Raw genomic sequence first — 12,420 nt, 5'->3', positions numbered from 1 at the left:
CCCCCCCAGGTGGGCACCGCTCCGATTACACGCGGGCACTTCTGTACGGCAGCTACACGCGGGGTGCTTCTTTACGGCAGCGCCAGCATCCGCTCCAGCGCCAGCTTCGCGAACGCCTCGGTCTCCTTGTCGACCTCGATGCGGTTGACCAGGTTGCCCTCGGCCAGGGACTCCAGGGCCCAGACCAGGTGCGGGAGGTCGATGCGGTTCATGGTCGAGCAGAAGCAGACCGTCTTGTCGAGGAAGACGACGTCCTTGCCCTGGGGCGCGTAGCGGTTCGCAAGGCGGCGGACCAGGTTCAGCTCCGTGCCGATGGCCCACTTGGAACCGGCCGGGGCGGCCTCCAGGGTCTTGATGATGTACTCCGTGGAGCCGACGTAGTCGGCGGCGCTCACGACCTCGTTGGTGCACTCGGGGTGGACCAGGACGTTCACACCGGGGATCCGGGCGCGCACCTCGTTGACCGAGTCCAGGTTGAAGCGGCCGTGGACCGAGCAGTGGCCCCGCCACAGGATCATCTTCGCCGCGCGCAGCTCGTCGACGGTCAGGCCGCCGTTCGGCTTGTGCGGGTTGTAGACGACGCAGTCCTCGAGGGACAGGCCCATGTCGCGGACGGCGGTGTTGCGGCCCAGGTGCTGGTCCGGCAGGAACAGGACCTTCTCGCCCTGCTCGAAGGCCCACTCAAGAGCCCGCTTCGCGTTCGAGGAGGTGCAGATCGTGCCGCCGTGCCTGCCCGTGAACGCCTTGATGTCCGCGGAGGAGTTCATGTACGAGACGGGCACGACCTGCTCGACCATGCCGGCCTCCGCCAGCGCGTCCCAGCACTCCGCCACCTGCTCGGCCGTCGCCATGTCGGCCATGGAGCAGCCGGCGGCCAGGTCGGGCAGGACGACCTTCTGGGCGTCGGTCGTCAGGATGTCGGCCGACTCGGCCATGAAGTGAACGCCGCAGAAGACGATGTACTCGGCCTCCGGGCGTGCCGCCGCGTCCCGCGCCAGCTTGAAGGAGTCGCCCGTGACGTCGGCGAACTGGATGACCTCGTCGCGCTGATAGTGATGGCCGAGCACGAAGACCTTGTCACCGAGCTTTTCTTTGGCCACGCGGGCGCGCTCGACCAGGTCCGGGTCGGACGGGGCGGGCAGGTCGCCGGGGCATTCGACGCCGCGCTCACTCTTGGGGTCGGCCTCACGGCCGAGGAGCAGCAGGGCGAGGGGAGTCGGCTGTACGTCGAGCTCCTGGATCTGGGCGGTGGTCACGACACGCACCCTTTCTTGTTCTTTTCGTCGAACTGACGCTATCTATCATAACCGCTTCACGTCAGTTTGACGATGGCGATAGCGTCGATGTGACGTGAATCCCGCCCGGCTCGCCCCGGGTTCACTGTTCGCTCCACGACGCGTATGCGAGCATGAAGAGGAACCGAAAACGCAAGTGCTCGGCCCGGAATGAATTCGTGGGCCCCGCCGGTTGCACTGTCGGCAAGCAGTCTCCGTACAACCCGGGAGAGATAGATGTCCGTATCGGACGAGACCACCACCGTCACCGACGGCATCGTTCTGACCGACGCCGCTGCGTCCAAGGTCAGGGCCCTGCTCGACCAGGAAGGCCGTGACGACCTCGCGCTGCGCGTCGCCGTCCAGCCCGGCGGCTGCTCCGGCCTGCGCTACCAGCTGTTCTTCGACGAGCGTTCGCTCGACGGCGATGTCCTGAAGGACTTCGACGGGGTCAAGGTCGTCACCGACCGCATGAGCGCCCCGTACCTGGGCGGCGCCACCGTCGACTTCGTGGACACGATCGAGAAGCAGGGCTTCACGATCGACAACCCGAACGCGACCGGCTCCTGCGCCTGCGGCGACTCCTTCAGCTGAACCGCACCCCGAACACCGCGAAGGCGGCGGCCCCCTCCGACGGGGCCGCCGCCTTCGCGTATCCCCGCGCCGCGGCTAGCGCGTCGCCGAGGACGGCTGCGGCAGTCGTGCTCCAGGCTTCCGCAGCGGGATCTCCTTGCCGTCCGAGCCGACGACCTTGCGGGTGCCGAGGGGTTCGTCCAGCTGGACGGTCTGCTGGAACTGCTTGGCGATCATGATGCAGACCTTGTCGGGCCACGGCTTCTCCGTCACCGTGACCGTCACCCGGTCAGCGCTCTCGTCCGCGGACGCCGTGTAGTCGGCGCACACCCCGCCCATGAAGCTCACGGTCAGCTCCTTGTCGTCGGCCGTGTAGCCGTCGACATGGACGTCCTTCGTCTTCGGCGCCGAGGTCGGCTCGTCGTCGCGCGGTGAGGACGGTTGCGTGGCCGGTGCCGACGAGGCCAGGTACTTCGGGTCGACCGCCGGATACGTCACCGTGAAGGCGCCCCGCGCCTGCGACCCCGTCACCTCGAACAGCCAGGACGGGACCAGCGCCTGCCGCCCCTCGACCGAGTGCGAGGCCAGCCCGAACACCGCGCGGTCCACCGTGACCGTGGAAGGGTCCTGTGCCGGGGTGGGCGTCGCCGACAGCGGTGAGGTCGGTGCCGACGTCGACGTGCCGCAGGGCTGCTCGAGCCGGTCCTTCAGCGGTACGGGGCTGGCGCAGCCGCCGATGCCCATGCGCGCGTCGGTCCGCGGTGCCGAGTTCATCAGGTCCAGCGTCCTGCGCGCGCTCAGCACGGGATACGTGTCGCCCTTGACCGGCGTCTTCAGCAGCCCGTAGCCGCCGATCACCTCGCCCTGCCTGCCGACGGTCAGACCGGTCGTCCAGCCGTAGGTGGGCAGGCCGCCGACCACCGGATCGGCGTTCACCACCCGCTGGGCGCCCATCACCTGGCTCGCGTCGACCTTCGCGTCGTCCTGGCCCAGCGCCTTCAGGACCGGTGCCGCGGCCTTCCGCGCGTCCGCCACGCTCACGGAGTCACCGGCCGGGGCGCCGGGGTCCTGGGCGCAGACGAGGGTGCTCTTGCAGTTGTCGGTGCCCGGCGTGTACCGGCTGAAGGTCCAGCTGCCCGGGGCCTCCTTGTTCACCTGGAGACTCGGCCCCGAGCCGTCCTTGTCCGGCCCGACCCGCCAGGTCTGCCCCTCGGCCACCGGCGTCCCGTCGATCCCGAACGCCTCGGCCAGACGGGCCACCTCGTCCTTGGTGACCTCCCCGGCAGGCCGGTACACGGCGGCCGAGCCGGGCCCGTCGGGCAGCTTGCCGGTCGCCTCGTAGGTCACGCCGTACGGATTGGGCTCACCGGGCGCGATGCCGTTCGTACCGCCCGACGCGGAGGCATAGCCGTCAAGGGCGAGCGGCGGGGGAGTTCCCCCACCCCCTGGCGCCCCCGACCCACTGCTCCCTCCCGAGCCACCACTGGCATGCGCGGCCAGATACGCCCCACCACCACCGACCAGCAACACGGCGGCCGCGACAGAGGCGACAAGCGCCGCCGACCGCCGCCGCGCGCTCCGCTCCTCACCGCCGCCGAAGCCCCGCCCGACCTCGGGAACCTCACCGCCCGCCCCGACGACATCAGCCTCCGCCTCGGCCGCCGGTGCACCGCCGGAGCTGTCCGTGCTCGGGTGCCCAGGCTCCGGCGCGGCGGGTTGGTCGTCCGCCGTCCTGTGCCCGGCTTGGGCCTCGGTGGCGGCGGTGCTCGGAGCCTGGGCCGCCGGTGCACCGCCGGAGCTGTCCGTGCTCGGGTGCCCAGGCTCCGGCGCGGCGGGTTGGTCGTCCGCCGTCCTGTGCCCGGCTTGGGCCTCGGTGGCGGCGGTGCTCGGAGCCTGGGCCGCCGGTGCACCGCCGGAGCTGTCCGTGCTCGGGTGCCCAGGCTCCGGCGCGGCGGGTTGGTCGTCCGCCGTCCCGTGCCCGGCTTCGGCCTCGGCGGCGCTCGGAGCCTGGGCCTCGGTCGTCGGCGCAAGCGCGGCGCTGTCCGAATCCGTGCGCCCGGTCTCCGGCCCGGTGGCCTCCTCGCCCGCTGTTCCGCGTGCGGCCCGGGGCTCGGCGGCCTCGGGTCCGGCGTCGTCACCGTCGCCCGGCGCTTCGAGCGCGGCCTGCGGCCCCGTGGCTTCGCCGTCCCGCGCCCCCGGGGCCTTGTCAGCCGCTGCCTCGCCGTCGGGCTCACTCGCGTGGGCGGCGCTCTCCGCCCCGGTGGCCCCGCCCTTCGGTGTCTCGTCCCCGGTCTTCGGGGCAGCGGATGTACCGGCGGACGCCTCCGCGACCTCGCTGCCCGTCGCTTCGCGAGCCGTGTCCGAGGACTGCGTCGTCTCCGAGTCGCCCGTGGGAGTTCCGACGCCGGGCTCGGTGTCGCGCGGACTGCCGGAGGCCTCCGCATCGTGGTCGGGTCGCTCGGTGTTCACCGCATCGCTCCTCGCTGGGTCGTATCCCGCATCCCCTTCACGGGGGACGGCAATGGGACGCAGCGGGGGAGCGCGCGGTTCCCTGAAAGGCGCCGGGGCGGCTCAGGGGGCGTACCTCACTCGGTCGCCAGTCAGTCGCCGTAGTCGGACATAGCGTCCAGCAGCCGGGCGGACCTGACCGGGACGGTCACGCCGTGGATGAGTGACGGGGAGACCGGACGGGCATCGATGTGCTCCGGAGCGGCCCAGTGGGGCGCCATCCGCGCACAGTCCCCGCGCAGCGACGCAAGGTCGCCGTCGAGGTCGGCCGGAGCGGGGGCGTGGACCTTCAGGTTTGTCATGGCGGAACCGTAAGCACGTCGAGCCGCGCGAAGAAAGATCTACTATCGGGTAGTTTTGCCAACTTCAGAGCCCCGCCCGAACCCGGTAGCGTGAACTGTCAACCGGTAGCGTGAACTGTCAACCCGCCTCCCTCCAGGAGAGTCCCCGCCGTGCGCATCGCAGTCACCGGCTCCATCGCCACCGACCACCTCATGACCTTCCCCGGCCGCTTCGCCGACCAGTTCGTCGCGGACCAGCTGCACACGGTCTCGCTCTCCTTCCTGGTCGACAACCTGGACGTACGCCGGGGCGGCGTAGCCGCGAACATCGCCTTCGGCATGGGACAGCTCGGCTCGCGGCCGATCCTGGTCGGCGCCGCGGGCTTCGACTTCGACGACTACCGCGCCTGGCTCGAGCGGCACGGTGTCGACACCGAATCGGTCCGTATCTCCGAGACCCTGCACACCGCCCGCTTCGTGTGCACCACCGACGCGGACCACAACCAGATCGGCTCCTTCTACACGGGCGCGATGAGCGAGGCCCGCCTCATCGAGCTGAAGACCGTCGCGGACCGCGTCGGCGGCCTCGACCTGGTCCTGATCGGCGCCGACGACCCGGAGGCGATGCTCCGGCACACGGAGGAGTGCCGCTCCCGTTCCCTCGCGTTCGCCGCCGACTTCTCCCAGCAGATCGCCCGCATGGACGGCGAAGAGATCCGGATACTGCTGGACGGCGCGACGTACCTCTTCTCCAACGAGTACGAGAAGGGCCTCATCGAGTCCAAGACCGGCTGGACCGACGAGGAGATCCTCGGCAAGGTCGGCCACCGTGTCACCACCCTCGGCTCGCGCGGCGTCCGCGTCGAGCGGGCCGGCGAGGACCCGATCGAGGTCGGCTGCCCGGAGGAGGAGCGCAAGGCCGACCCCACCGGTGTCGGCGACGCCTTCCGCGCCGGCTTCCTCTCCGGCCTCGCCTGGGGCGTCTCCCTGGAGCGCGCCGCCCAGGTCGGCTGCATGCTCGCCACCCTCGTCATCGAGACGGTCGGCACCCAGGAGTACCAGCTGCGCCGCGCCCACTTCATGGACCGCTTCACCAAGGCGTACGGCCATGACGCCGCCGCCGAGGTCCGGGCGCACCTGGCCTGATCAGGACACCCGGCGGACCACGTACGCCGACCCCTGGTCCGCCGGCTCCTCACCCACGTACTCCTGCCCCCGCATCTCGCACCACGCGGGAATGTCCAGCCGGGCCGCCTCGTCGTCCGACAGGACCCGCACCGTGCCGCCCACCGGCACGTCCCCGATGACCTTGGCCAGCTCGATCACCGGGATCGGGCAGCGCTTGCCGAGGGCGTCCACCACCAGTTCATCGGCCCGCACCACGGTCGCCGGAGCCGGCGCTCCCAGCTTCTCCCGCACCCCGGCCACAGCCCCCGCGAGCACCCCGAGGAACCGCTCGACGTCCTCCTCGGCCGTCCCCGGCGGCAGCGACACCCGCACGTTCCCCTCGCTCAGCACCCCCATCGCCTTCAGTACATGGCTCGGGGTCAGTGTGCTGCTCGTGCAGGACGATCCGGACGATACGGAGAAACCCTCCCGGTCCAACTCGTGCAGCAGGGCCTCTCCGTCGACATAGAGACAGGAGAAGGTGACGATGCCGGGCAGCCGGTGCTCCGGATCGCCGACCACCTCCACGTCCGGCACCAACTGCGGTACCCGTGCCCGGATCCGCTCCGTCAGCTCCCGCAGCCGTACCGCCTCGGCGGCCGCATCCGCCCGTACCGCCCGCAGCGAGGCGGCCGCGGCCACGACGGCGGGGATGTTCTCGAACCCGGCGGCACGCCCCGACTCCCGCTCGTCCACGGGCCCTTGGGAGGCGAACCGCACTCCCTTGCGCACGACGAGCAGCCCGACCCCGGAGGGCCCGCCCCACTTGTGGGCGCTCGCCGCGAGCAGCGACCAGTCGCCCTCCACCCGCCCCCAGCCCAGCGACTGGGCCGCGTCCACCAGCAGCGGTACCCCGGCCGCCCGGCACGCCTCGGCCACCGCCGCGACCGGCTGCTCGGTGCCCACCTCGTGGTTGGCCGACTGCAGACAGGCCAGCGCGGTGTCGGGCCGCAGCTCCTTCTCGTACGACTCGACGCTCACCGCGCCCGAACGCAGCACCGGCACCCGGGTCACCGTCCCGCCGTCCGCCTCGAACGCCTCTGCCGAATGGAGCACCGAGGAGTGTTCGACCGCTGACACGATCAGGTGACGTCCGACCCGCCGACGCCCGGCCAGCGCACCCGCGACTCCCGTATGCACGGCACGTGTACCGGACGAGGTGAACACCAGCTCATCACCCCGGCACCCCACGGCCTCGGCAGCCGCCTCCCGAGCGGCGTCCAGCAGCAGCCTGGCCCTGCGTCCTTCCCTGTACAACCGAGCGGGATCGGCCCACCCCTCGTCGAGGGAGGCCAACAACGCCTGACGGGCAACAGGATGAAGAGGAGCGGCAGAGGCGGCATCGAAATAGGACATACAGCAACGTTAAAGCTTGCGGCAGGTACGAAGGGGCGCGGGACTGTGCCTATGTGCGGCTCCGCCGCGTGGGCGCGACCAGCCGAGACGATCCCGCACCCGCCAAACCACCCGAACCCCCGAGCTACTGGGCGCTTTCGGGTGACCCGCAGCGCGTATGGCACCCTCCCCTCGAACCCCCGGAGGGCGTCGGCTAGGGTTTGGTCCGCATAAACATCAAACCCCTGCCCGACGCGGGACGGCGACCGACCAGCGAGAAGGCCGCAGCCAACCGCGCGGGCGAGACTCTCGGGAAGGCGCTACGTGAGTCCCAACGGCTCCGACCGCTCGCCGCGGCGCCCGATGCGGCGGAAGCTGCTGCAGGCAATGACCGCGGGCCTGGTCCTGGCGACCGCTACCGGTTGCACATACAAGGACTTCCCCCGCCTTGGTATGCCCACCCCGGTCACGGAAGAGGCTCCGCGCATCCTCTCCCTGTGGCAGGGCTCCTGGGCTGCCGCGCTCGCCGTCGGCGTGCTGGTGTGGGGCCTGATCCTCTGGGCGACCATCTTCCACAGGCGCAGCCGCACCAAGGTCGAGGTACCTCCGCAGACCCGGTACAACATGCCGATCGAGGCCCTGTACACGGTGGTCCCGATCATCATCATCTCGGTCCTGTTCTACTTCACGGCCCGGGACGAGACGAAGCTCCTGGACATCTCCAAGAAGCCCGACGTCACGGTCAACGTGGTCGGATTCCAGTGGAGCTGGGGCTTCAACTACATCGCGGACGTACCCGGTTCCACCGGAAACGCCAAGACGTCCCCGGAACTGGCCGCCATTCCGGACCGGTTCAAGAAGGACTTCCCGGCGAACGCCGGCGGTGTCTACGATGTCGGTACGCCCGGCACGAAGAACCCGCAGACCGGCAACCCCGGCCCGACCCTCTGGCTCCCCAAGGGCAAGACGGTCCGTTTCGTCCTCACCTCGCGTGACGTCATCCACTCCTTCTGGGTGGTGCCGTTCCTGATGAAGCAGGACGTGATCCCGGGCCACACCAACGCCTTCCAGGTGGTTCCCAGCCAGGAGGGCACGTACCTCGGCAAGTGCGCCGAGCTCTGCGGCGTCGACCACTCCCGGATGCTGTTCAACGTGAAGATCGTCTCTCCTGAGCGTTACGAGCAGCACCTCAAGGACCTCGCCAAGAAGGGGCAGACCGGTTACGTTCCCGCCGGCATCGCGCAGACGCCGCACGAGAAGAACCGGGAGACGAACAACCTGTGAGCATCCTCAACGAACCCCAGGGTGCCGCGGCAGCTGAAGACTCGTACGAGAACGAGCTGCCGGTCAGGCGCAAGCAGCCCGGCAACGTCGTGGTGAAGTGGCTGACGACCACCGACCACAAGACGATCGGCACGATGTACCTCGTCACGTCGTTCGCGTTCTTCCTGATCGGCGGCGTGATGGCACTGCTCATGCGTGCCGAGCTGGCCCGTCCGGGACTGCAGTTCATGTCGAACGAGCAGTTCAACCAGGCGTTCACGATGCACGGCACGGTCATGCTGCTGATGTTCGCGACGCCGCTGTTCGCCGGCTTCACGAACTGGATCATGCCGCTCCAGATCGGTGCCCCCGACGTCGCCTTCCCCCGCCTGAACATGTTCGCCTACTGGCTGTACCTGTTCGGCTCGACGATCGCGGTCGGTGGCTTCCTCACCCCCGAGGGCGCGGCCGACTTCGGCTGGTTCGCCTACTCGCCGCTGTCGGACGCGGTCCGCTCGCCGGGCATCGGCGCCGACATGTGGATCATGGGTCTGGCCTTCTCCGGCTTCGGCACCATCCTCGGCGCGGTCAACTTCATCACCACGATCATCTGCATGCGAGCCCCGGGCATGACGATGTTCCGCATGCCGATCTTCGTGTGGAACGTGCTGCTGACCGCGCTGCTGGTCCTGATCGTGTTCCCGGTGCTGGCCGCGGCGCTGTTCGCCCTGGAGGCGGACCGTAAATTCGGTGCCCATGTGTTTGATTCCGCCAACGGCGGAGCCTTGTTGTGGCAACACCTCTTCTGGTTCTTCGGCCATCCAGAGGTGTACATCATCGCGCTGCCGTTCTTCGGCATCATCTCCGAGGTCATCCCGGTCTTCGCCCGCAAGCCGATGTTCGGCTACATGGGCCTGATCGCGGCGACCATCGCGATCGCCGGTCTGTCCGTGACCGTGTGGGCCCACCACATGTATGTCACCGGCGGTGTGCTGCTGCCGTTCTTCTCCTTCATGACCTTCCTGATCGCGGTCCCGACCGGTGTGAAGTTCTTCAACTGGATCGGCACCATGTGGAAGGGCTCGTTGTCGTTCGAGACACCGATGCTCTGGGCGACCGGCTTCCTGATCACCTTCACGTTCGGTGGTCTGACCGGTGTCATCCTGGCCTCGCCGCCGATGGACTTCCATGTCTCGGACTCGTACTTCGTGGTGGCGCACTTCCACTACGTGGTCTTCGGTACGGTCGTCTTCGCCATGTTCTCCGGCTTCCACTTCTGGTGGCCCAAGTTCACCGGCAAGATGCTCGACGAGCGTCTCGGCAAGATCACCTTCTGGACGCTGTTCATCGGCTTCCACGGCACGTTCCTGGTCCAGCACTGGCTGGGCGTCGAGGGCATGCCGCGCCGCTACGCCGACTACCTCGCGGCCGACGGGTTCACCGCCCTGAACACGGTCTCGACGATCAGCTCCTTCCTGCTCGGCCTGTCGATCCTGCCGTTCCTCTACAACATCTGGAAGACGGCGAAGTACGGCAAGCCGGTCGGCGTCGACGACCCGTGGGGCTACGGCCGTTCGCTGGAGTGGGCGACCTCCTGCCCGCCGCCGCGGCACAACTTCGTCACCCTGCCGCGGATCCGCAGTGAATCCCCGGCGTTCGACCTGCACCACCCGGAGATCGCCGCCATGGAGCAGCTGGAGCTCGCCGGTCATGGCACCAGCGCCATCGCGGGCAGCAAGGAGGCCGGCAAGTGAAGATCCAGGGCCGGTTGTTCATCTGGCTGAGCGTCTTCTTCCTCGCCATGGCGGTCGTCTATGGCGTGTGGTCGAAGGAGCCGGCCGGTACCACGGCGCTCTTCCTGGCCTTCGGCCTGAGCATCATGGTCGGCTTCTACCTGGGCTTCACCGCCCGGCGGGTCGACGCGGGTGCCCAGGACAACAAGGAGGCCGACGTCGCGGACGACGCGGGCGAGCTGGGCTTCTTCAGCCCGCACAGCTGGCAGCCGCTCGCCCTCGGCATCGGTGGCGCGTTGGCCTTCCTCGGTGTCGCGGTCGGCTGGTGGCTGCTGTACTTCTCGGCGCCGATCATCCTTATCGGCCTGTTCGGCTGGGTCTTCGAGTACTACCACGGTGAGAACCGCACCCAGTAGTACCGCCAGGGGCCTCGGCGCCGCGCCGACAGGGGAGCCCGGACACTCCGTCAGGAGGTCCGGGCTCCGTCTTTTGCGGTTCGGGGGCGCCCCGTGGCCGTCCCCCGTTCGGCCTCACCCACCGCGCCGCGGCCGGTGAAGCTTCTTAGCGTGAGGTCCATGAGAACCTCTCCGCGCACCCGCACCGTCGTCGTCGGCTGCACGCTGCTGGTGACCGCCCTGGGCGTCGGCGCCACCGCGTGTGGTTCGGACGAAAACCCGCTGGCGGCCGAGCCGTACGACGCGGCGGACCAGATCTCCCTCAACACCCCCACCGGGGCGGGGAAGAAGGTCGACCCGGACAAGCCGCTGGAGGTCACCGCGGAGGACGGTGAGGGACGCATCACGGACGTCACGGCCACCGACTCGACGGGACGCTATGTGGCGGGCGAACTGGCCGCCGACGGCAGCCGCTGGCACAGCACCGCCCCGCTGGCCGCGAACGCCCACTACACGGTGCGGGTCAGCACCGAGGACGAGGACGGGGCGCCCGGCCGCAAGGTCCTCACCTTCGACACCAGCAAGCCCACCAGCAAGAAGACCCTGGACGTCACCTTCGGGCCCAAGGCGGGCCAGTACGGCGTCGGGCAGCCCGTCACGGCCGACCTCAGCCAGCCCATCAAGGACAAGGCCCAGCGGGCCGTCGTCGAGCGCGCCCTCAGGGTGGACTCCACGCCCGCCGCGGACGGCACCTGGTACTGGGTGAACGACAAGCAACTGCACTTCCGCCCCAAGGACTACTGGCCCGCCCACGCGACCATCGTGGTGCACAGCAACCTGGAGGGCGTGAAGATCGGCGACCGGCTGTGGGGCGGCAAGGCCAAGCCGCTCACGCTCACCACGGGCGACAAGATCCTTGCCGTCACGGACGCGTCGGCGCACTCCATCTCGGTCTACAAGAACGACGCGCTGATCAAGACGATCCCGGTGACCACCGGAAAGCCCGGTTTCGAGACCCGCAACGGCGTCAAGGTGGTGCTGGAGAAGCAGTACCTCGTACGCATGCGCGGCACCACCGTCGGCATCTCCGAGAACAGTTCCGACTCCTACGACCTGTCGGTGTACTACGCGACCCGCGTCACCTGGTCGGGCGAGTACGTGCACGCGGCACCCTGGTCGGTGGGCTCACAGGGGTCCGCGAACGTCAGCCACGGCTGCACCGGTATGAACACCAGCAACGCCGAGTGGTTCTTCGACACGTTCCACCCCGGCGACCTGGTCAAGGTCGTCAACTCCAACGGGCACGAGATGGAGCCGTTCGGCAACGGCTTCGGCGACTGGAACCTCGACTGGACCAAGTGGCGCACGGGCAGCGCCCTGACCAACGGCAAGCAGGACACCCCGAAACCCCAGGACGCGGACCGCCTCCGGCCGACGGCGGTATGACCGCCCTGGGGTGCTGGAGGGCTCCTAGACGCTCTGGAGCTTCTTCTGCCGCAGCAGGGACGCCAGGGCCGCCGCGAACTCCACCGGCTCCACAGGGAGCGTCACAGCCGCGTCGGCGCGGCTCCAGGTGGCCAGCCAGGCGTCCTGGGGGCGGCCGATCAGCAGGAGCACCGGCGGGCAGTTGAACACCTCGTCCTTGATCTGGCGGCACAGGCCCATGCCCCCCATGGGCACGGCCTCGCCGTCCAGCACACAGACGTCGATGCCACCCTTGCCCAGCTCCGTCAGAACGGCCGCGGGAGTCGCGCATTCCACGAACTCCACCACAGGGACGTCGGGAGCCGGCCTGCGGCCGGTGGCGAGCCGCACCTGCGCGCGGGTGTTGGAGTCGTCGCTGTAGACCAGCACCGTGGCGGTCGGCTGCATTGTTCCTCCGAGACGTCAG

General features: G+C 69.3%; 11 protein-coding genes. 6 read left to right on the top strand and 5 right to left on the bottom strand.

What is annotated here, in order from left to right; genetic code table 11:
- Window positions 1-71: 71 nt before the first annotated feature.
- Window positions 72-1,256: a quinolinate synthase NadA gene (gene nadA / locus N8I87_RS11260; RefSeq protein ID WP_263207914.1), complete on the bottom strand. Its 1,185-nt coding sequence runs from the start codon at window positions 1,254-1,256 to the stop codon at window positions 72-74.
- Window positions 1,257-1,511: 255 nt separating this feature from the next.
- Between nadA and N8I87_RS11255 the strand changes: the two genes are divergently transcribed.
- Entirely contained in the window at window positions 1,512-1,868 is a 357-nt protein-coding gene (locus N8I87_RS11255) for a HesB/IscA family protein (RefSeq protein WP_263207912.1), read from the top strand.
- Window positions 1,869-1,943: 75 nt separating this feature from the next.
- Here the strand turns inward: N8I87_RS11255 and N8I87_RS43975 are convergent, their stop codons facing one another.
- Window positions 1,944-4,316 (bottom strand): hypothetical protein, encoded by a 2,373-nt coding sequence (locus tag N8I87_RS43975; RefSeq protein ID WP_317633454.1) that lies wholly within the window; start codon window positions 4,314-4,316, stop codon window positions 1,944-1,946.
- Between the two features lie 131 nt (window positions 4,317-4,447).
- Window positions 4,448-4,657 carry a hypothetical protein gene (locus tag N8I87_RS11245; RefSeq protein WP_263207910.1) on the bottom strand — a complete coding sequence of 70 codons (210 nt, stop codon included), beginning with the start codon at window positions 4,655-4,657 and terminating at the stop codon, window positions 4,448-4,450.
- Window positions 4,658-4,807: 150 nt separating this feature from the next.
- Between N8I87_RS11245 and N8I87_RS11240 the strand changes: the two genes are divergently transcribed.
- Entirely contained in the window at window positions 4,808-5,782 is a 975-nt protein-coding gene (locus tag N8I87_RS11240; protein WP_263207908.1) for a carbohydrate kinase family protein, read from the top strand.
- Here the strand turns inward: N8I87_RS11240 and N8I87_RS11235 are convergent, their stop codons facing one another.
- On the bottom strand, window positions 5,783-7,159 hold the full coding sequence (locus tag N8I87_RS11235) for a cysteine desulfurase/sulfurtransferase TusA family protein (protein WP_263207906.1): 1,377 nt from the start codon (window positions 7,157-7,159) through the stop codon (window positions 5,783-5,785). It abuts the gene before it with no gap.
- Between the two features lie 303 nt (window positions 7,160-7,462).
- On the opposite strand from N8I87_RS11235, the gene ctaC reads away from it, so the two are divergent.
- The 4 genes from ctaC to N8I87_RS11215 all read left to right on the top strand — a co-directional run bounded on the left by ctaC (window position 7,463) and on the right by N8I87_RS11215 (window position 11,975).
- Window positions 7,463-8,422: an aa3-type cytochrome oxidase subunit II gene (gene ctaC / locus N8I87_RS11230; RefSeq protein ID WP_263207905.1), complete on the top strand. Its 960-nt coding sequence runs from the start codon at window positions 7,463-7,465 to the stop codon at window positions 8,420-8,422.
- Window positions 8,419-10,155 carry an aa3-type cytochrome oxidase subunit I gene (gene ctaD, locus N8I87_RS11225; RefSeq protein ID WP_263207903.1) on the top strand — a complete coding sequence of 579 codons (1,737 nt, stop codon included), beginning with the start codon at window positions 8,419-8,421 and terminating at the stop codon, window positions 10,153-10,155. The genes ctaC and ctaD overlap by 4 nt, the downstream gene beginning before the upstream one ends.
- Complete coding sequence (locus N8I87_RS11220; RefSeq protein ID WP_263207902.1) at window positions 10,152-10,550, top strand: cytochrome c oxidase subunit 4; 399 nt, start codon at window positions 10,152-10,154, stop codon at window positions 10,548-10,550. Before ctaD ends, N8I87_RS11220 begins: the two co-directional genes overlap by 4 nt.
- A 159-nt stretch (window positions 10,551-10,709) precedes the next feature.
- Window positions 10,710-11,975: a L,D-transpeptidase gene (locus tag N8I87_RS11215; protein WP_263207900.1), complete on the top strand. Its 1,266-nt coding sequence runs from the start codon at window positions 10,710-10,712 to the stop codon at window positions 11,973-11,975.
- A 24-nt stretch (window positions 11,976-11,999) separates the two neighbouring features.
- On the opposite strand, the gene N8I87_RS11210 is transcribed toward N8I87_RS11215, so the two are convergent.
- Window positions 12,000-12,401: a response regulator gene (locus N8I87_RS11210; protein WP_263207898.1), complete on the bottom strand. Its 402-nt coding sequence runs from the start codon at window positions 12,399-12,401 to the stop codon at window positions 12,000-12,002.
- Window positions 12,402-12,420: the final 19 nt, after the last annotated feature.

This window comes from Streptomyces sp. HUAS 15-9 (genome assembly GCF_025642155.1).
In the GTDB taxonomy this organism is placed as follows: Bacteria; Actinomycetota; Actinomycetes; order Streptomycetales; family Streptomycetaceae; genus Streptomyces.
This window is presented reverse-complemented; position numbering and strand designations above follow the sequence as displayed.